The sequence below is a fragment of the Halobacteria archaeon AArc-dxtr1 genome (assembly GCA_025517425.1).
Classification (GTDB): Archaea; Halobacteriota; Halobacteria; order Halobacteriales; family Natrialbaceae; genus Halostagnicola.
The window spans coordinates 364,670-382,425 of the sequence record JAOPJY010000001.1 but is presented as its reverse complement, the minus strand read 5'-3'; the positions used below and the strand labels follow the sequence as shown (position 1 = coordinate 382,425).

The following is a 17,756-nucleotide window of genomic DNA, read 5'->3' as shown; positions in this document are numbered from 1 at the left end:
CGTCCGTCTCAGCGTGAAACGAACGGAAGCAGAAACGCGTGTCCATCTCGGCGTGCTTCGAGACGGGAACTTAGTCGGAGTCGTCGTCGATCGAGAGTTCCGAGAGGGCGACGAACTCCGTCCCACCACAGGACGTACAGCCGTCCCGGCTGCCGATCGGGAGCACGCCTCCGCCTGAGAGTTCGACTGCCGCATACATCGATCCACACGCTGTACAGGCACCAATGATCCGAGACCCGCCGTCGGTATTCCCCATCGCCTTCGACCGTCACTCAGAAAGAGTCTGAAAAAACGATTGTGTGAATCCAAGAGGGGTAACACCGGAGTTGTTACGGCAGTAACAACGTCTGAGGGGTTGGCACGGTCGGTTGCAAAATCGACCAGCAACGCCTGCTTCGAGGCACAGACGGTCGTCAGGCGCCGGCGTCCGTGCGCCCGAGCCGATCGTCGAGCAGTTCGCGCAGCCACGCGGCAAATCCGTGGTCGTGTCCGTACGTCCACATCGCCATCTGCTGGGTCACGTCAGGGAGGCCGCTCTCTTTGAGCCCCGCCGCGACAATCGCCCCCTTGTCGACCATCAGGAGCTGTCCCGGCCACTCGGAGTAGACCGGGTTTGTCGCCCCAAGATCCGACTCCACGACGATCTTCGCGTCCGGAACACCGCGCTCGACCCGATCACAGAGGTCGTCGCTGGGTACTTCGACGACCACGTCGACGTCGCGGTCGGTCGCACGCCGGACGGCGTCGAGGGTCCGCTGTTCGACGACCTCCTCGTCGGCCAGGAGGTAGTGGATCGTCTCCTCGGCGTCGTCGACGAACGTCACGATACGGTCGGCGACGTGATCGGGCTGGGTGATCGCCCACATTCCCTCGTCGTCTTTCGATTCGGGTTCTTCGACCTGTTGGAGTGCGTTTTCGGCGGCGTTGACCCGGGAGTCGTAGTCCTCGCGGATGCGCCGGGTCGCCATGTCGATCGGCACGGCCTTGTACTCCTGGGGTTCCGACCGCTGCACCTCGACGAGACCCCGCTCTTCGAGGCGCTTGACGGTGTCGTAGACGCGCGAGCGCGGGACGTCGGCCACCCGGCCGACTTCCTTCGCCGTCCCCTTCGACAGCCGTGTCAGTGCGACGAAGCATCGAGATTCGTACTCCGTCAGACCGAGTGACTCCATCGCGTTGACCGCTTCGGCGGTCTGGGACACAGGCAAGATACGTCCGACAGCACCAAAAAAGCGGGCCCGGAGACGGTCACCCGTTCACAGCATTTGGAACTGTGTTCCCCCGCACGGACAGCCATCGACGCTCCCGATCGGGACGGTTTGTCCCTCCGACGATCGCCAGACGGCGAGCGCCCGACCACACTCAGTGCAGCGCGCTGCACCCCTCGTTCTCGTGGACACGGCCGGTCGTTCGTCGAGAGGCCGTATATATATATATATATATATATATGTTTAGAGTTTGGGAAGTGTGGCGTGCGTGTTGTCTCGGCTGGAACAACAGGCGAAGACGGGCCCCGGTCGCCGAACGGAGTCAGACGACGGGAAGCTATTTGCGTTTCAGGTCCGGATCTCAGGTATGGTTTCGGCACTCTTCGACGAGGACCGGTGGGAGCCGGTCGAAGGCTTCGACTTTCGTGACCTGACCTACCATCGTGCCGTGGACTCGGGAACGCTGCGGATCGCGTTCGACCGACCCGCGGTCCGCAACGCCTTCCGGCCAGAAACTGTCGACGAACTCTCCGAAGCGTTGAGCCACGCCAAGCGCCAGACCGACGTCGGCTGCGTCCTGTTGACCGGGAACGGCCCCTCCCCGAAGGACGGGGGCTGGGCGTTCTGTGCCGGCGGTGACCAGTCGATCCGGGGCGAAGACGGGTACCAGTACGCAGAGGAGAACACCGATCACGGAGCGGCCGACGCCGAGGAACGCACCGATTCCGCCCCTGGGCCCGGACGCCTCCACATCCTCGACGTGCAACGCCAGATCCGCCACCTCCCGAAGATCGTCGTCTGCGCCGTCCCCGGCTGGGCCGTCGGCGGCGGCCACTCGCTGCACGTCGTCTGTGACCTCACGCTCGCGAGCGACGAGCACGCAAAGTTCCTCCAGACCGACCCGGACGTCGCGAGCTACGACGCCGGCTTCGGCTCGGCGTACCTCGCCAAACAGATCGGCCAGAAGAAAGCCCGCGAGGTGTTCTTCCTCGGAAAGACCTACTCCGCCGCGGAGGCAGCCGAGATGGGGATGGTCAACGAGGCCGTCCCCCACGAGGAACTCGAAGAGACGGCCCTCGAATGGGGCGAACGGATCAACGCGAAGAGCCCGACGGCGATGCGGATGCTGAAGTACGGCTTCAACATGGCCGACGACGGCATGGTCGGACAGCAGGTGTTCGCCGGCGAGGCGACTCGGCTCGGCTACATGACCGACGAGGCCGCGGAGGGCCGAGACGCCTTCCTCGAGGGCCGTGATCCCGACTTCGATGACTTCCCCTGGCACTACTGATCAAGAGGGACCCGGGCACTACTGACCGGAACGACGTCCACGGCACTGCTGATCGGAACGAGATCCGGCGGTCAGTCAACCGGACCGTTCCGCTCCGCAATGCCAACGTTGACACTCCCGCGTGTCGGAGACGAGACCAATGAGTACGGCCACGGTCTCGCGGACCAGAGCCTGGGTGATGGCCGCCCGCCCGCAGACGCTGCCGGCGGCCGCCGCGCCGGTCCTCGTCGGAACGGCGATCGCCGTCCACGAGGGCGTGTTCGCACCCGTACCGGCGCTTCTCGCGTTCGTCGGCGCGGCCCTGATCCAGGTCGGCACCAACTTCGCGAACGACTACTACGACGCCGTCCGCGGCGCGGACACGGACGACCGAGATGGCTTCACGCGAGTGACCCAGGCGGGACTGATTCCGCCCGAACGAGTCAAGCTCGCAACGGTCGTCACCTTCGGGCTGGCGATCCTTTCGGGCACCTACCTCGTCTACGTCGGCGGCCTCCCGATCCTCGCGATCGGACTCGTGAGCGTTCTCTGTGGCTGGGCGTACACCGGTGGCCCCTACCCCCTCGGCTACCACGGACTCGGCGACGTCTTCGTCTTCGTCTTCTTCGGGGTCGTCGCCGTGATGGGGACCGTCTACGTGCAGGCGGCCGCGACGCTCGCCGAACCCCTGACGACGACGATTCCTCCGGGAACCATCCCGATCGAGGCGTTCGTCGCGAGCCTCCCCATCGGGGCGCTCGCGACCGCGATTCTGGTCGTCAACAACGTCCGCGATCTGGAGACGGACCGTGAGACGGGCAAGCGGACGCTCGCGGTGCGTCTTGGCTACCGCGCCAGCCGACTCCAGTACGTCGGGCTGCTCGCGCTCGCGTACCTCGTTCCGGTCTGGTTCTGGCTCGCGGCCGGCTTCGGGCCGGCGGTGCTCGCCCCCCTGGTGACGCTCCCCTTCGCCGCGGTCGTCGCCCGACCCGTCTTGGCGCGGACCGACGGGAAGGCGCTGAACCCCGCCCTCGAGGCGACCGGAAAGCTGCTCGCACTCTACGCTGCGCTGTTCGCCGCCGGGGTGGTGCTTGCGTGACTGAAACCTACGATCCAGATCACGAGCGCGACCTGAACCTCGCGTACCGGGAGTTCTCACTCGAGTTGTCCGATCCCCTCGAGACCGCCGCCGGGAAGATCGATCGCCGGGAGGGCTTTCTCGTCAGGATCGACGACGGTGAAACCGTCGGCTATGGCGAGGCAGCCCCGCTTCCGGGCTGGACCGAACCGCTCGCCGACTGCGAGCGCGCCCTCGAGCGGGCCACTACAGCGATCGATGAGGGCGCGTTCGCCGCGGTCGAGGCCGTCGACGATATCCCGGCGACCCGCCACGCGGTGACGCTTGCGCTCGCCGACCTGCGGTCGACGCGCGCCTCGACGCCGCTGTATCGCCACCTCGGCGCCGAATCGATGGTCGCCCGCGTCCCGGCCAACGCAACGCTTGGCGATGGCGGACCCGACGAGACCGTCGCGGCCGCCAAGCGGGCCGTCGAGCGCGGCTTTCGGTGTTGCAAGCTGAAGGTTGGCCAGCGCGCCGTCGAGGCGGACGTAGAGCGGATCCGTCGCGTGCGAGAGGCGGTCGGCCCCGAGATCGAACTGCGAGCAGACGCCAACGGTGCCTGGAGCGATGAACAGGCCCGGCAGGCCGTTTCCGGGTTCGCCGAGCACGATCTCGCGCTGCTCGAGCAGCCGCTGCCGGCCGACGAACTCGAGGGCCACGCCGCGTTGCGCGATCAGGGCGTCGACATCGCCCTCGACGAGGGCGTCCACGAGCACGGCGTCGACGCGATCATCGGCTCGGGGGCGGCCGACGCGCTCGTCCTGAAACCAATGGCACTTGGCGGCGTCGATCGCGCGCGAGATATCGCGATCTGGACCAGCCAGCTCGGGGTAAAGACGATCGTGACGACGACGATCGACGCGGTCGCCGCCAGGACGGGCGCGGTGCATCTCGCCGCCGCGATCCCGGACGTGCCCGCCTGCGGGCTGGCGACCGGCGACCGGCTCGCGACCGATCTCGCGCGCGACCCGGTGTTGTTCGAGAACGGCGCGGCGGTCGTTCCGCAGGCGAAGGGTCTTGGGGTTTCGGACCTCTGGGAGGAGTGATGGACGCGCCAGTCGACTGGCCGACAAGGGACCTGCTGCGCCACCGGCGAGAGGCGACGCCGGAGCGAACCGCCGTCGTCGACGTCGAAACAGGCCGGGAGTGGAGCTACTGGGAGTTCGACCGGTACGTCGACGGGATGGTCCGGAACCTTGGGGTCTTCCGGGGCGATCGGATCGCGACCGTCGTCGGCACCCGGCCGGCGTTCGCGGGACTCGTTTTCGCCGCGATGCGGACGGGCGCAGTGCTCGCACCGTGCTCGACCCGCGAGACGGGAAGCGAACTCTCGGCGGTCGGCGAGCGGATCGATCCCGACCTGATCGTCTGCGAGTCGGCGACGACGTCGGCGGCTGCGGCGATCGCGGACGTCCCCGTCCGAGAGATCGACGACCTCGTTCCGGACGGCGAAGCTGGCGACGAACTGACGGCTGACGAACCGATGACCGACGAGCCGCCAGCGATCGAGCCGGTCCCCAGAGAGCGCGACGAGACGTTCCTCCTCTCGTTTACCTCTGGCACGTCGGGCCGACCGAAAGGCGTCCGGCTCACGGTCGGAAACCTCGTCGCGAGCGCGACCGCCTCGGCGTTCCGACTCGGCGTCTGCCCAGCCGATCGATGGCTCTGTGCGCTCCCGATGTACCACATGGGCGGACTCGCGCCCCTCATCCGGACGACGTTGTACGGCACCACCCTCGTGATCCAGCGCTCGTTCGAGCCGCGGGCGACCGCCGACATCCTCGCGGAGCACGAAATCACAGGCGTCTCGCTCGTGCCGACGATGTGTAAGCGGCTGCTCGACGCGGGGTGGACGCCCTCGAAGTCGCTGCGGTTCGTACTGCTCGGGGGCGCACCCGCGTCCGAAGCGCTGATAGAGCGGTGTCTGGACGCGGGCGTACCGGTCTATCCGACCTACGGGATGACCGAGACCGCCTCCCAGGTCGCGACTGCGACGCCCGACGAGGTCCGCGACCACCCCGAAACCGTCGGCCAGCCACTCCTCGGAACCGAGGTGACGATCGTCGACGCGACGGGCGAGCCACTCGGGTCCGGCGAGACTGGCGAGATCGTCGTCTCCGGGCCGACAGTTTCTCCCGGCTACCTCGACGCGGAGACGACGGCGACGGCGTTCTGCGAGAACGGCCTCCGGACCGGCGACCTCGGCTCTCGTGACGTGGACGGTCGACTCCGAATTACGGGCCGGCGAAGCGACCGGATCGTCACCGGCGGCGAGAACGTCGATCCCGAGGAGGTGACAGCCGCCCTCGAGAGCCACCCCGAGATTCGCACCGCGGCCGTTGTCGGCCTCCCAGATCCCGAATGGGGTGAGCGCGTCGCCGCGCTGGTGGTGCCTGCGTCCGGAACCAAAATGCGGAACGCGGATGGGGCTGAGGACGCGACGCCATGTCCGTCTCTGGAGTCGGTTTTCGACCACTGTGAGGATCGTCTTGCCGGTTTCAAACGGCCAAAGACGGTCGGATACACCGAAGAGCTCCCCCGGACGCCGTCGGGGACCGTCGACCGGGAAGCGGTCCGAAAGCGTCTCGAGTACGACGGAGTGGAACCCCAGGAGACGAGTTAAGCCACTCGCGACTCAATTGGAGACCGTGTGCACCCTCGTTCTCGCCTGGCAGGTGTTCGCCGACGCACCGGTTGCCGTCGCGGCCAACCGCGACGAGGCCGTCGGCAGGCCGTCGACCCGGCCGGCCGTCTATCGCGAAGCCCCTCTCGTTATCGCCCCCCGCGACACCGAGGCCGGAGGCACCTGGATCGGGTACAATGAGCATGGCGTCTTCGCCGGGATCACCAACCGGTGGACCGACGCCGATCTCGGGAGCGAGCGCTCCCGCGGGCTGCTCGTCGGTGATGCGCTCGCGGCGCCGACCGCAGCGGTAGCCGCCGATCGGATCGAAGCCGCTGTCGAGCGCGACGAGTACGACGGGTTCAGTCTCGTCGTGGCCGACGCAGAGACGGCCGTCTGCTACACCTGGGACGGTGACCTCGAACGAATCGCCTTCGACCCGGGCGTCCACGTGGTGGTCAATGTCGCCGTCGACGACGCAGTCGACGTGCCACGGTCGCGAGTGGAAGCCGCCCGACTGCAGGCCGACAGCGCCGGCGCGATTCGGGCCGAACTCGAGCCCGAACCAGTCGAAGACCTCACGTCGTGGCTCGACCGGGCTCGGTCGGTCCTCGGCGACCACGAGTACGGCGCCTGCGTTCACGGCGACGGGTTCGGCACCCGGTCGTCGTCGTTGCTCGCACTCGGGTCCGAAGATCGGTACCTGTTCGCGGACGGGGCGCCGTGTTCGACTCCCTACGAACCGGTCTCCATCGACCGCGAAGGCCACATTTAAGCGCCTTCCCGACTGTCGTTGTGGTATGTGCGTAGCGCCGTCTCTCGTTTCGACCGTGGTCGCGAGGTGGGTCCGATGAGTTTCTCAGCCCTCGAAGCCGAACTATCCGAGGACGAGCGCGCCGGGCTCGAACTCGTCCGCGAGACCGGCGGCATCCACCAGAGCGACTTCTGGAAGGAACTCGACGTCTCCTCGAGAAAGGGAAGCCGAATCGTCGAATCGCTCGTCGAGAAGGAACTCGTCGACCGCGAGGACGCGGTCTACGGCGGACACAACACCTACTACATCACGCCGACCGCCCGTGATCTGGACTTCACACTGCTGATGGCCGGCGACATGCTCTCGCCGTTTATCGGCGAGGAGGAGGTCGATCCCAACAGCGACGCCTTCTCGCAGTGGATCATGAACCTGGCCTACCAGGAGTAGTCGCGTCGGTCTTTTCCAGCACTCTCGATCGAACCGTCCAAGAGCCGTTGGTGGTCCATTCTTCCGAAGACGGTCGTAAGCGCTACGCAAATTAAAACAGTAGCGCATATTCGAAAGCTACGCGAAACTCGCGGTCAGTGTAGGTCGAGCAGTTACCGGATCCACTATCGATCTCTCTTGGATCTGCGAAAAGTCGCCTATTGACTATAGAATGTGAGTGCATCACTGCGATTGCATTCGTTCCGATTTAATCAACAGAATCCGACAATTCGTAAGCGTACAGACTGTGCGGTGGCTGTCGATCAGATCTCTCACTTTGAGAAATTTGACCGACTTCAGTTCCGACTGTATAGGCTCTCACTCAGCACGATACTTATTACCGACCGAACGTGGTAAGCTATCGCAATCGGATAACAATTCATGGATCACGGTAGACTCAAACGGTTGTTGGAGTTTTTTGTAATCGGGATAGTTTTTGGAGTGACTGAAGATATTCTGGCGGTTCTAATTGCAACTGATGCAGAGCTTTCTACCGACATCGTCATCGTAGTTGTTCTAATCGCCATCCCCTTTGCCATCCTTTCTGAACTCATCGTTGACCATCCGAAATTTCTGCACTTTGATCGACTATCTATGCTAATCCGGTCGTCGATCTTTGGCAACGACGGTTCACATACCGAACACGCACCAGGTGACATCACGAAAGAGTCTACCCCGTGGCGCAATCATCACTATTACTGCAATATCTGTAGCCAGGAGTTCGAAACTGGAGTACTCCTCGGGGAACATCTCGACCGAAACCACCCCGAAGAACAACTTCACTGGTGGATTCAATCCCATGGTTCAGCCTGAACCTCCGGAGTGATTGTCGGGTTGTTTCGATCCACATCAACCAATCCTAAATCCGTATGTAGCAGTTGCCCTCCGTGACTGATTCGTGCCGTGGATTCATCACGTGCTGAATCACCGTTACCAAAATTGTCAGAATTAGCCTAAAACATGCAGAGGATATATCCAGCACGAGAGTATTTTATTCTCACACGCTTATATTAAGATTATTTTATAAATCCAACTGGTTATGGAGCCGGATGGAAATTACACTCCAAACATGATCAATTGAATACCATTCTGTTTCGAATACGCATGAACAAACTCATTTGAGCCACGCTGTCCGCTTTTGAGCCGTAGCTGACCGATTAGCCGTTGGTAGATTGACGCTACTTATGTGGATCCAAACCATGATTTTCGTATCTTATGAGATGGAGCGATTCTTCGAACGGCGGAGGACCCTCTGAGACGATCGGCTGGTGGGTTTTCGCGCTCGCTCTTGCACTTGTCCTCGTTGTGGCCTTGCACACCTACCTTGGATGGATTGTGTTTGGACTCTTCCTTTACTACGTCATGCGGCCAGTTGCCAGACGTCTTCAACAGCAAGGCGTTTCACCGGGACTCTCTGCTCTCCTTTCACTTGGTCTGGTTATATTGCCATTCGTCGCAGTTCTGGGGGTGTTAATCGTTTTACTACTTGCAGAGCTTGCAGCGATAGAGGCGACGGACGTCGAAGGGGTACTGGAAACGCTATTTCCCGGGCTTGATATAGAGACACTCCCCACAAGTGAGGATGAACTCTACGCGTTCATTGAAACCCTACGGAGCGATCCAACCATCGCCACGTTTGCTCCGTTGGTGATCGGGTTCGTCGGGACGTTTACTGGACAAGTATTCAACGCATTGATCACATTCATCTTCGCGTTTTTCCTGATTCGAGACGAGCGAAGAATCACTTCCTGGTTTCGATCCACCATTGTAAAGCGGGAGTCAAACGTGTACGAATATTTGAAAGCGGTTGATCGAGGGCTCGCTTCGGTCTATTTTGGATATACGCTTACTATTATTGTGATCGGTCTTGTGGCCGCACTTATCTATAACGTGTTGAATCTCGTTGCTCCGCCAGGTCTCGCAATCCCTCATGCGATACTTCTCGGTTTAGTCACTGGACTGATTTCAGTGATTCCACTCCTCGGTCGGAATCTGCTGTATGGGTCGATCGTTCTTTATCTCACTGTCGTAGCCTTCCAAACAAATTTGTCATATATTTGGTTCCCGATCATATTCTACGTAGTGATGGGAGTCCTCTTCGACAACATCATCCGGACGTATGTCCGGCCCTTCCTTTCCGGACGTCTCTTTCACACGGGGATGGTCATGTTCGCGTATCTCCTGGGACCAGCAATTTTCGGGTGGTATGGGATATTCCTCGGCCCGTTCATCATGGTTGTCACCATTCAATTTCTGCGGATCCAACTACCGAAAATTCTCCCCGATTGAAAGGAATGGTCACGTTCCAGTACTAGAACTGTGGCGGTTTCCATGAACGGTGACAGAACCATCCGTCTCAGTGATCTGGAGAGAGGCTAATTCGGTGGGAAACACCCTCCATGTTAAACGAATCTAATTCCCACACTCAGGGATTGCTGTTATGCTAGATTTGCACTGTGCTTCTTGCACGACCCTACGAAAATCTGTCGCAACTGGAAGGTTATCTGGCGATACATTCGCACGCGTAGTGATCGAATGGGGACTATCCGTTCAGAACGCGGTTTGAAAACGACGCGCAACCAACGATAGAATAGGTGAGGGCAGTTACTCCAGCGCGCTGCCAGCCCGAATAATCCTCTCCTCACCAAATGCGGGGCCGACGAACTGGAGGCCGACGGGGAGACCGTCGGTCTCGCCGATCGGAACCGAGATAGCGGGGAGATCCGCGAGGTTGACGGGAACCGTGTTCGCGTCCGCGAGATACATCTGGAGCGGATCGTCAAGACTCTCGCCGAGTTCGAACGGCGGAACGGGCATCGTCGGCGAGGCGAGTACGTCGACCTCGGAGAGCGCCTCGTCGAAGTCCTGTTTGACCCAGGCGCGGGCGTCCTGTGCCTTCTTGTAGTACTTGTCGTGGTAACCCGCCGAGAGGGCGTAGGTTCCGAGGAGGATGCGGCGCTTGACCTCGTCGCCAAAGCCCTCCTTGCGGGTCTGTGAGAATCGCTCGTTCCAGTTGCCGTCGGCCTCGGCGTCGTGGCCGTAGCGGACGCCGTCGAACCGGGCGAGGTTCGAGGAGGCTTCCGACATCGCGATCACGTAGTAGGCTTCGACGGCGTGCTCGACGGAGGGAAGCGAGACGTCGCGGTACTTCGCGCCCCGGTCTTCGAGTTCGTCGATCGCGTCCCAGAACGCCTCGAGGACGCCCTCGTCGGCGCCTTCGACGAGCTCCGTCGGGATGCCGATCGTGAGCCCGTCGACGTCGCCGTCGGCCGCGGCGGCGTACGCGGAGCCTTCGCCCTCGCTGCGGGCCCGGGCGTCGTCCGCTCGACTATCCGAGGCACTGGGTGCCTCGCGCGTCGTCGCGTCGCGCTCGTCCGGCCCGGCGATGACGTCGAGCAGTGCCGCCGCGTCCTCGACGGAGTTCGCGAACGGGCCGATCTGCTCCAAGCTGTTGCCGTAGGCGACGAGCCCGTATCGCGAGACCAACCCGTAGGTGGGCTTGATGCCGACGACGCCACAGAAGGCAGCCGGACAGCGGATCGAGCCGCCGGTGTCGGAGCCGAGTGCGAGGTCGGCCTCGCCGGCTGCGACGGCGGCAGCGGAGCCGCCCGAAGAGCCCCCGGGGACATGGCCCGGCGCAGCGGGGTTGTCGGTCGGGCCGAAGTGGGAGGTCTCGGTGGTCGTCCCCATCCCGAACTCGTCCATATTCGTCTTGCCGGCGATCGTCGCTCCTGCCTCCTTGAGTCGGGAGACGACGGTGGCGTCGTAAGGCGGGACGTAGTCGGCGAGCATCTGTGAGCCACAGGTCGTCCGCAGCCCCGCTGTCGAGATGTTGTCCTTGACGGCGACCGTCCGCCCCGCGAGGGGGCCGTCGCCGTCGCCGTCGATCCGCTCGTCGGTGATGAAAATGTTGCCAGACATGGTCAGGAGACGTTCGGCCCCTTGAAGTAGCCGTCCTCGGTTTCGGTCGCGTTCGCAAGCGCGTCATCGCTTGCTAAGGAATCGCGGACCTCGTCGGGTCGCATCACGTTCGTCAGGTCGGCCTCGCGATCGACCGACGGCACCTCGTCTAGGGTCTCGAAGTACTCGAGGATGTCTGCGAACTGCCGGCTGAACTGATCGACCTGATCGTCCTCCAGATCGATTCGGGCCAACTCGGCGACGTGGCGGACCTCCTCGGGGCTCACGGCGTCGTCGCTCATACGAAGTCGAACCGCCCTGTCGGGAGTAAGCGTTTCGATACGAGCGGCGTCGACGAGTTCGAAACCGCTCCGACAGTTCCGGATCCCGGCGGGATGAGTCCGTCAACTCCTCCTCTGGCGGATCAGTACGTCGGCTCTTCCTCTGACACGTCGTCACGCGCATTCGCAAGGCGAGCGAAGACGAACAGGGCGTCCGAGAGGCGATTCAGGTAGGTGACGGCGTGGTCGTTGATATCGGCCTCATTGGAAAGTGCGACGGCACGACGCTCTGCGCGCCGGCAGATGGTCCGCCCGTGATGAAGACGACTCCCCAGGTCACCGCCACTCGGGAGGATAAAGGAGGTCAACGGCTCCAGATCGGAATCGTACTCGTCGATCCAGTCCTCGAGTTGCGAGATGTGGTCTGGATCGATTCGGGGGCACTCAGCGTCGAGATCGGGGTTCGCGAAGTCGGCTTGTACGATGTGGAGGTGGTTCTGGATCTCTCGGAGGCGATCTTCCAGATCGTCGTACGGCGCCGGACGCGTCGATCCGAGGAAGGCGTTGAGTTCGTCGACCGTTCCGTACGCTTCGATCCGGGGGCTGGCCTTCGAGATGCGATCCATCGTCTGGAGATCGGTCTGGCCCTCGTCGCCGCGACCCGTGTAGATGTCCATACGGAGTCTGTGTCGGCCGATGAGTATAAACCGTATCGGGAAACGGCCGATCAGGACGCGTTCCATTCGACCGACTCCGGGGAACCGAATGCGGCAGCACAGGACCGAACATATTCGTACGTTCGAAACCGTCTCTCCGGTAAATGGTGGAAGCAACGCTCAGGATTACGCTGCCCGAATCGATGTGGATCACGCAACTTTCGAGGGCGCACTCGGAGACGACGTTTCGAATCCTCGCGGCAGTCCCCGGCCCGGAGTTCGGGTTCGTCGTCAGCCGGATCACCGGGCCGGACGTGCCGACGGTCGTCGAGGCCATGGACGCACATGACCAGTTGCGCGAGCTACACGTGGTTACCGAACACCACAGCGACGAAGCGACGGTTCACTTCGAGACGAACGCGCCGCTGGTGCTCTTTTCGCCGGACGCCTCGGAACTCCCGATTCGGCTGCCAGCCCGCGTCGAAGACGGCGAGGCGGAACTCGACGTTGTCGGCTCACGAGACCAACTCGCCGCTCTCGCCGACCGACTCGAGCGCGTCGGTATCCAGTATCGGATCGAACACGCACGAGAGCCAATCTACGACCGACATCGACTCTCGGACAGACAGCTCGATATCGTCATAACCGCGGTTGAGCAGGGCTATTACGACACGCCGCGCCAATGTACGCTGACCGAACTCGCCGATCATCTCGACATTGCAAAGTCGACCTGCAGCGAGACACTCCATCGGGCAGAGGAGGCAGTGGTCAAGCAGTTCGTCGAGGGGCGATCGTCGACGTAACGACCCATCAACGCAAGCCAATATGTATGCTCGAACATGTTCGTCCCTATTCTCGTCGGCTGGAAATCGACGTGATGGTACAAAACTACACAGTGGTGAGTCCCCCTAGAGGACTCACAAATGACCGTATGTAGCCGCGTGCGAACACGTCACAGCCAGTTCGGACGGTCGCGTCTTGGAGGTGTTTTCTCCCGATGAGTGCGGACGACGAGTCGTTCCACCCGATGGGGGAAAACTGGGAGAACGAGCTCGAGTCGATGCTCGACGAGACCGAGTACGACACCCAGCTCGGATTCGAGATGGCCGAGGATGCAATGGCCGTCACGAAGGGCGATCTCTCCGAGGCCGAATTCCACGATCGGTATCACGACGCCGTGATGGAAGAGTTCGGCCAGGATGACCGGCCGACGGCCGAGGCACTCGAGGAACTCGAAGCCGAAGATGGTGAGGGCGGTTCGATCGCCAGCGCTCTCGAGGCCTTCGAGGACGGCGACATGGATCGCCGTGAAGTGATGAAGAAGATGGGCGCCGGAGCCGCGTTCGTCGGGCTCGGTGCCTGGGCAACCGCTGACGACGGCGACCGGGAACTGAACGTCGACGACAACCAGACCGCCGCCGACGAGCGCGACACCCAGTGGGGGATGGTGCTCGACCTAGAGCAGTGTGACGGCTGTCTCTCCTGTGTCTCCGCCTGTTCCGAAGAGAACAACTTAGACAGCGGCGTCAACTGGATGTACATCCTCGACTACGAGGATCCCGACGAGGACATGAACGCCAGTCGCGGGCGACTCATCCGCCCGTGTCAGCACTGTACCGACGCGCCGTGTGAAAAGGTGTGCCCGACGACGGCCCGACACACGCGACAGAGTGACGGACTCGTGCTTACCGACTACGACGTCTGTATCGGTTGCCGATACTGTCAGGTCGCCTGCCCGTACGGCGTCAACTACTTCCAGTGGGACGAACCGGACGTCTCCCAGGACGACATCGTCGAGCACTACGAAGAGCAGGGCATGGGCGACCACATCTACGACAAGCGCGGGCGCCCCGTCGACAGTCGGGCCCCCCGCGGCGTCATGAGTAAGTGTACGATGTGTCCGACCCGACAGGACGGCGACATGGGTGACGGCATGGTCGGTACGACCGCGTGTCAGGACGCCTGTCCGCCCGAAGCGATCCAGTTCGGGAACATGAACGACGAGACCAGCGACCCACAGCAGTACGCCGACAACCCGTCGATGGGGCGCGCGCTGCGGTTCGTTGCGGGAGACCTCGATACCGAGGCCGAACTCGACGACATCGACGACGATGAGCGAGTCGAAGTCATTCAGGCCGTCGCGTTGCTCCTCGAGTTCGACTGGGACGACCCACCGTTCGATCCCGACGACACGGATGCTCTCGACGAGTATCGCACGAGCCGCCGCTTCGAGGTCCGGCAAACCGAGATCGTCGCAATGCTCGAAAACAGCGACCTCGACCGCGACGACGTACTCGACAACCTCGACATCGACGAAGATGACGACGTCGAGACGGAAGCGAGACACATCCTCGACACCTTCGTTCAGGACAGCACCGGACACAACGCACCGTCGCCCACGTCGACCTTCAAGCTCTTAGAGGAGTACGGAACCAACCCGAACGTCCTCTACATGGGTGACGAACCAGGCCCACGAGCCGAGCAGGTTCCGCCAGAAGAGGTCCAGGGTTCGGTTGTCTACGAGAACGTGACCTTCGACCGCGCCGACGGCGAAGAAGGGCAGTTGGCTGACGCGCGCAAGGACGTCACTGACGAAGACACCGTCGACTTCGATTACATCACCGGAGGCCTGCCGTTATGAGCACTAAAACGCCGAGTGAGGAGGACATCCTCCGGCCGATCAAGAACACGTCAAAGCGGTACTACTACCTCTTCGGCGCGGCAGCAATTGCCTTTGGCATCTTCCTCATCGGCTGGACGTACCAGCTCCAGCAGGGGATGTCTGTCACCGGCCTCTCTGACTGGGGTAGCGGTGGCGGCGTCACCTGGGGACTGTACATCGGCGCGTTCATCTGGTGGGTCGGAATTGCCCACGGCGGGATTATCCTCTCTGCTGCGGTCCGACTCCTTGGGATGGACCGGTACATGCCGGTCGCCCGCCTCGCTGAACTGCTGACGATCGCCGGCCTCTCTGCGGCTGGCTTTTACATCATCGTCCACATGGGCCGACCGGACCGGATGGTCACCAGCATCATCGGCCACTACCACATCACCGTCCACAACTCGCCGCTGGTGTGGGACGTGACGGTCATCACGCTCTACCTCGTGCTGACCGCGACATATCTCGCACTGACGCTTCGGTACGACGTTACACGCCTTCGCGACCAGCTTCCAGACCACTTCTCACCGATCTACAAAGTCCTCACCATCGGCTACACCGAGAAAGAGGACAAGGTCGTTGAACGGATGGTCTGGTGGCTCGCACTGGCGATCATCATCCTCGCGCCGCTCTTGCTTCACGGCGGCGTGATCCCGTGGCTGTTCGCCCTGATCCCGACGATGCCCGGTTGGTTTAGTGCCGTACAGGGGCCGCAGTTCCTCACGATCGCGCTCACCTCGGCTATCAGCGGCGTCATCGTGCTCTCCTACGCCTTCCGCGCGGCCTACGACTGGGATCACATTATCACCGACGACGTCTTCCGCGGACTGACTCTCTGGCTTGGGTTCTTTTCGCTGCTGTTCCTCTGGCTCCAACTCCAGCAGCTGATGAGCGGCGGATTCCTCGCGCCGATTGACCAGGGCCAGACCTTCGATTCGAAGATGTCCCACCCGGCGTACCTGATCCCGATCGGGATGGTCCTGATCACGCTGGGGTACATCTTCGCGCAGGCGGTCCGACCGTCGCTGTTCACGAAGACGCGCGCTATCGTGGCGAGTGTCGTGGTTCTCACCGCGACGCTCGTCGAAAAGGTCTACTTCGTCGTCGCCGGCCTGATGTACCCAACGATGGGGATCTACCAAGCCACTCCCGGCGAGTACTGGCCAAGTCTGATTGAGATGGCATCGGTTCTGGGAACGATCGGCATGGTAACATTGATCTTCCTCGTTGTCGCAAAGATCGTCCCTGTCGTCGAACTCCACGCGATCGAACACTTAAACGAGGACCACGCACACGGTGACGCCGAGACGGAGGTGGAAGCATGAGTATTACGTCGACACAGGCGGCACTGGCACTCTCTGAGATACTCATGACCCACGGTGCAGAGGGAACCAACGTCACTGGCTTCCCCAACATCGGAACCTTCCTGATCTTCGGAGTCATTCTGGTCCCGGTGTACGTCATGCTCGCCGCATGGTTCCTCGGAAAGCCACGAGACCTAAAGACCGCGCTGCTTGGCTGTGGCATCTTCTTTGGGCTCATTATCGGTCTGTGGGTCGCGATGTTCCTGCAGATGGAACTGGTCGGCATTCTGTTCTACTGACTCCGGAAAGCAACTCCCGGAGCTGATTTCGGCTGGATACGGTTTTGGCGTGGTTTTTCGCTACGTTTCTGCGGAGCGGTTAGCGTACGTGAAGTCGTCTATAATCGAAATCCCGCCGCCAGTATCGTAACGCAACACCAACTCACCAGATTCGGGAAGGCTGTCGTCGGAAACCGTGATCCGATCGCCAGCCGTCGTCTCGGGACCCCAACTACCAGAATCCACCCCTTCAAGTTCGAGATCATCGCCGACCGGCTCGCCAGAGAGGCTCATGCGAGAGGCATCGAACGCCTGCCCCCCGTCGTGGATGATCGTCACCGATCCGTTCTCGTCTTCGATCCAGTCGAAATTCGCGTTTGGCACGGTGCTGTCGGCGGGCTCGATATCGAGAACGAACGCCCCGATAACGGCAGCCAGCACGACAGTGATCGCGACCATCAGGACGACCCCGAGGACCGGACTTACTGCCCGGTGGTCCGTCGAAGGCTGTTCGTCGCTCGGCGTACGGCTTGACTCGCTGCTCTCAGGTTCGGCTTGCATCTTGGTAGACTCCCACCAGTCGTCGGAGCAGGCAGCGACGACGGTCGTGGCGGCTCGAAGCCGACTGCCGTCAGCACGCTCCGATCTATTCGGTGTGGCCGGTTTGGCCCCCTCTTCCCGTTTAAACTGTTACCCTCTGCAAACCATCTAGTAACTGGCGACCGGTGGGCTCAGACGGCCCCACTTCACCTGTCCACAACTGGCACCACGATTTCGAGAACGCCATGATGATAGGTGGCAGTCCCACCCGAGACAAAGCGATGCGTCGACGTTGGCGGGGAGAACACGCGGGCAGTACGCTGCTTTCGGCGAGTCTGGATCACCGTGAGTTGTGTCGACCCGACCTGGATTGTGAGGTCGTCGACGGTGGCCGGCAATACGTCGAGATAAATGGTCTGGTAGTTCGTATCAGCATCGTACGTCGTCCGTGTCGGCAGTGGGTGGTCCGCCCGAGAGGCACTGTACATATCCCGTTCCTCGAAGCGAGACACGAGTCCGTTTGCCTGTCACTGGTAACGTATTATATATCGTGTGTCAGCGACTGCCCGAAGAAGTGGCTGACTACCGAGAGAACACGCAAATATGGGACCGCCGAGAATTGAACTCGGGTCCTACGGACCCCATCCGCAGAGGATACCACTACCCCACGGTCCCGT

At 62.0% G+C, this 17,756-nt stretch carries 18 protein-coding genes and 1 tRNA gene; 12 read left to right on the top strand and 7 right to left on the bottom strand.

All coding sequences use genetic code 11. The features are described 5' to 3' along the window. Positions 1-70: 70 nt before the first annotated feature. Positions 71-256: a hypothetical protein gene (locus OB905_02000; protein MCU4924757.1), complete on the bottom strand. Its 186-nt coding sequence runs from the start codon at positions 254-256 to the stop codon at positions 71-73. A gap of 157 nt (positions 257-413) precedes the next feature. Beyond that, positions 414-1,202, bottom strand: coding sequence for a TrmB family transcriptional regulator (locus OB905_01995; protein ID MCU4924756.1), 789 nt, complete (start codon positions 1,200-1,202; stop codon positions 414-416). A 373-nt stretch (positions 1,203-1,575) separates the two neighbouring features. Between OB905_01995 and OB905_01990 the strand changes: the two genes are divergently transcribed. The 8 genes from OB905_01990 (at position 1,576) to OB905_01955 (ending at position 9,750) form a co-directional block, all read left to right on the top strand. Further along, entirely contained in the window at positions 1,576-2,499 is a 924-nt protein-coding gene (locus OB905_01990) for a 1,4-dihydroxy-2-naphthoyl-CoA synthase (GenBank protein MCU4924755.1), read from the top strand. Positions 2,500-2,638: 139 nt separating this feature from the next. Further along, positions 2,639-3,577: a 1,4-dihydroxy-2-naphthoate polyprenyltransferase gene (locus OB905_01985; GenBank protein MCU4924754.1), complete on the top strand. Its 939-nt coding sequence runs from the start codon at positions 2,639-2,641 to the stop codon at positions 3,575-3,577. Then, positions 3,574-4,644, top strand: coding sequence for an o-succinylbenzoate synthase (menC, locus tag OB905_01980; GenBank protein ID MCU4924753.1), 1,071 nt, complete (start codon positions 3,574-3,576; stop codon positions 4,642-4,644). The genes OB905_01985 and menC overlap by 4 nt, the downstream gene beginning before the upstream one ends. Beyond that, positions 4,644-6,221: an acyl--CoA ligase gene (locus OB905_01975; protein MCU4924752.1), complete on the top strand. Its 1,578-nt coding sequence runs from the start codon at positions 4,644-4,646 to the stop codon at positions 6,219-6,221. The genes menC and OB905_01975 overlap by 1 nt, the downstream gene beginning before the upstream one ends. Positions 6,222-6,246: 25 nt before the next feature. After that, positions 6,247-6,996 (top strand): NRDE family protein, encoded by a 750-nt coding sequence (locus OB905_01970; protein ID MCU4924751.1) that lies wholly within the window; start codon positions 6,247-6,249, stop codon positions 6,994-6,996. A gap of 75 nt (positions 6,997-7,071) precedes the next feature. Further along, positions 7,072-7,422, top strand: coding sequence for a MarR family transcriptional regulator (locus OB905_01965; GenBank protein MCU4924750.1), 351 nt, complete (start codon positions 7,072-7,074; stop codon positions 7,420-7,422). Positions 7,423-7,842: 420 nt separating this feature from the next. Continuing rightward, entirely contained in the window at positions 7,843-8,274 is a 432-nt protein-coding gene (locus OB905_01960) for a hypothetical protein (GenBank protein ID MCU4924749.1), read from the top strand. A gap of 402 nt (positions 8,275-8,676) precedes the next feature. Then, positions 8,677-9,750 (top strand): AI-2E family transporter, encoded by a 1,074-nt coding sequence (locus tag OB905_01955; GenBank protein MCU4924748.1) that lies wholly within the window; start codon positions 8,677-8,679, stop codon positions 9,748-9,750. 315 nt (positions 9,751-10,065) lie between these two features. Here OB905_01955 and gatA read toward each other — a convergent pair whose 3' ends face one another. The 3 genes from gatA to OB905_01940 all read right to left on the bottom strand — a co-directional run bounded on the left by gatA (position 10,066) and on the right by OB905_01940 (position 12,319). Then, positions 10,066-11,382, bottom strand: coding sequence for an Asp-tRNA(Asn)/Glu-tRNA(Gln) amidotransferase subunit GatA (gene gatA / locus OB905_01950; GenBank protein ID MCU4924747.1), 1,317 nt, complete (start codon positions 11,380-11,382; stop codon positions 10,066-10,068). Between the two features lie 2 nt (positions 11,383-11,384). Beyond that, on the bottom strand, positions 11,385-11,663 hold the full coding sequence (gatC, locus tag OB905_01945) for an Asp-tRNA(Asn)/Glu-tRNA(Gln) amidotransferase subunit GatC (GenBank protein MCU4924746.1): 279 nt from the start codon (positions 11,661-11,663) through the stop codon (positions 11,385-11,387). Positions 11,664-11,785: 122 nt separating this feature from the next. After that, positions 11,786-12,319 carry a cob(I)yrinic acid a,c-diamide adenosyltransferase gene (locus OB905_01940; GenBank protein MCU4924745.1) on the bottom strand — a complete coding sequence of 178 codons (534 nt, stop codon included), beginning with the start codon at positions 12,317-12,319 and terminating at the stop codon, positions 11,786-11,788. Positions 12,320-12,462: 143 nt separating this feature from the next. Here OB905_01940 and OB905_01935 point away from each other — a divergent pair, with 143 nt between their 5' ends. The 4 genes from OB905_01935 to OB905_01920 all read left to right on the top strand — a co-directional run bounded on the left by OB905_01935 (position 12,463) and on the right by OB905_01920 (position 16,560). Next, positions 12,463-13,101 (top strand): helix-turn-helix domain-containing protein, encoded by a 639-nt coding sequence (locus tag OB905_01935; GenBank protein MCU4924744.1) that lies wholly within the window; start codon positions 12,463-12,465, stop codon positions 13,099-13,101. A 194-nt stretch (positions 13,102-13,295) separates the two neighbouring features. Continuing rightward, positions 13,296-14,939 (top strand): 4Fe-4S dicluster domain-containing protein, encoded by a 1,644-nt coding sequence (locus tag OB905_01930; GenBank protein ID MCU4924743.1) that lies wholly within the window; start codon positions 13,296-13,298, stop codon positions 14,937-14,939. After that, the gene (nrfD, locus tag OB905_01925; protein ID MCU4924742.1) at positions 14,936-16,282 is read left to right on the top strand and encodes a polysulfide reductase NrfD; all 1,347 of its coding nucleotides are present in this window, start codon (positions 14,936-14,938) and stop codon (positions 16,280-16,282) included. Before OB905_01930 ends, nrfD begins: the two co-directional genes overlap by 4 nt. Continuing rightward, positions 16,279-16,560, top strand: a complete 282-nt coding sequence (locus OB905_01920) for a hypothetical protein (protein ID MCU4924741.1) — start codon at positions 16,279-16,281, stop codon at positions 16,558-16,560. The genes nrfD and OB905_01920 overlap by 4 nt, the downstream gene beginning before the upstream one ends. A gap of 60 nt (positions 16,561-16,620) precedes the next feature. Here OB905_01920 and OB905_01915 read toward each other — a convergent pair whose 3' ends face one another. Together OB905_01915 and OB905_01910 are read right to left on the bottom strand one after the other, a co-directional pair. After that, positions 16,621-17,100, bottom strand: a complete 480-nt coding sequence (locus tag OB905_01915; GenBank protein MCU4924740.1) for a type IV pilin N-terminal domain-containing protein — start codon at positions 17,098-17,100, stop codon at positions 16,621-16,623. A 583-nt stretch (positions 17,101-17,683) separates the two neighbouring features. Beyond that, positions 17,684-17,754, bottom strand: a tRNA-Pro gene (locus tag OB905_01910). Between the last annotated feature and the right edge of the window lie 2 nt (positions 17,755-17,756).

Bases quoted from the DNA above. Each gene is read 5' to 3' on its own strand.
- OB905_02000 (MCU4924757.1), bottom strand. From the start codon at position 256: ATGGGGAATACCGACGGCGGGTCTCGGATCATTGGTGCCTGTACAGCG.
- OB905_01990 (MCU4924755.1), top strand. From the start codon at position 1,576: ATGGTTTCGGCACTCTTCGACGAGGACCGGTGGGAGCCGGTCGAAGGC.
- OB905_01985 (MCU4924754.1), top strand. From the start codon at position 2,639: ATGAGTACGGCCACGGTCTCGCGGACCAGAGCCTGGGTGATGGCCGCC.
- OB905_01975 (MCU4924752.1), top strand. From the start codon at position 4,644: ATGGACGCGCCAGTCGACTGGCCGACAAGGGACCTGCTGCGCCACCGG.
- OB905_01965 (MCU4924750.1), top strand. From the start codon at position 7,072: ATGAGTTTCTCAGCCCTCGAAGCCGAACTATCCGAGGACGAGCGCGCC.
- OB905_01960 (MCU4924749.1), top strand. From the start codon at position 7,843: ATGGATCACGGTAGACTCAAACGGTTGTTGGAGTTTTTTGTAATCGGG.
- OB905_01955 (MCU4924748.1), top strand. From the start codon at position 8,677: ATGAGATGGAGCGATTCTTCGAACGGCGGAGGACCCTCTGAGACGATC.
- gatA (MCU4924747.1), bottom strand. From the start codon at position 11,382: ATGTCTGGCAACATTTTCATCACCGACGAGCGGATCGACGGCGACGGC.
- gatC (MCU4924746.1), bottom strand. From the start codon at position 11,663: ATGAGCGACGACGCCGTGAGCCCCGAGGAGGTCCGCCACGTCGCCGAG.
- OB905_01940 (MCU4924745.1), bottom strand. From the start codon at position 12,319: ATGGACATCTACACGGGTCGCGGCGACGAGGGCCAGACCGATCTCCAG.
- OB905_01935 (MCU4924744.1), top strand. From the start codon at position 12,463: ATGGTGGAAGCAACGCTCAGGATTACGCTGCCCGAATCGATGTGGATC.
- OB905_01930 (MCU4924743.1), top strand. From the start codon at position 13,296: ATGAGTGCGGACGACGAGTCGTTCCACCCGATGGGGGAAAACTGGGAG.
- nrfD (MCU4924742.1), top strand. From the start codon at position 14,936: ATGAGCACTAAAACGCCGAGTGAGGAGGACATCCTCCGGCCGATCAAG.
- OB905_01920 (MCU4924741.1), top strand. From the start codon at position 16,279: ATGAGTATTACGTCGACACAGGCGGCACTGGCACTCTCTGAGATACTC.
- OB905_01915 (MCU4924740.1), bottom strand. From the start codon at position 17,100: ATGCAAGCCGAACCTGAGAGCAGCGAGTCAAGCCGTACGCCGAGCGAC.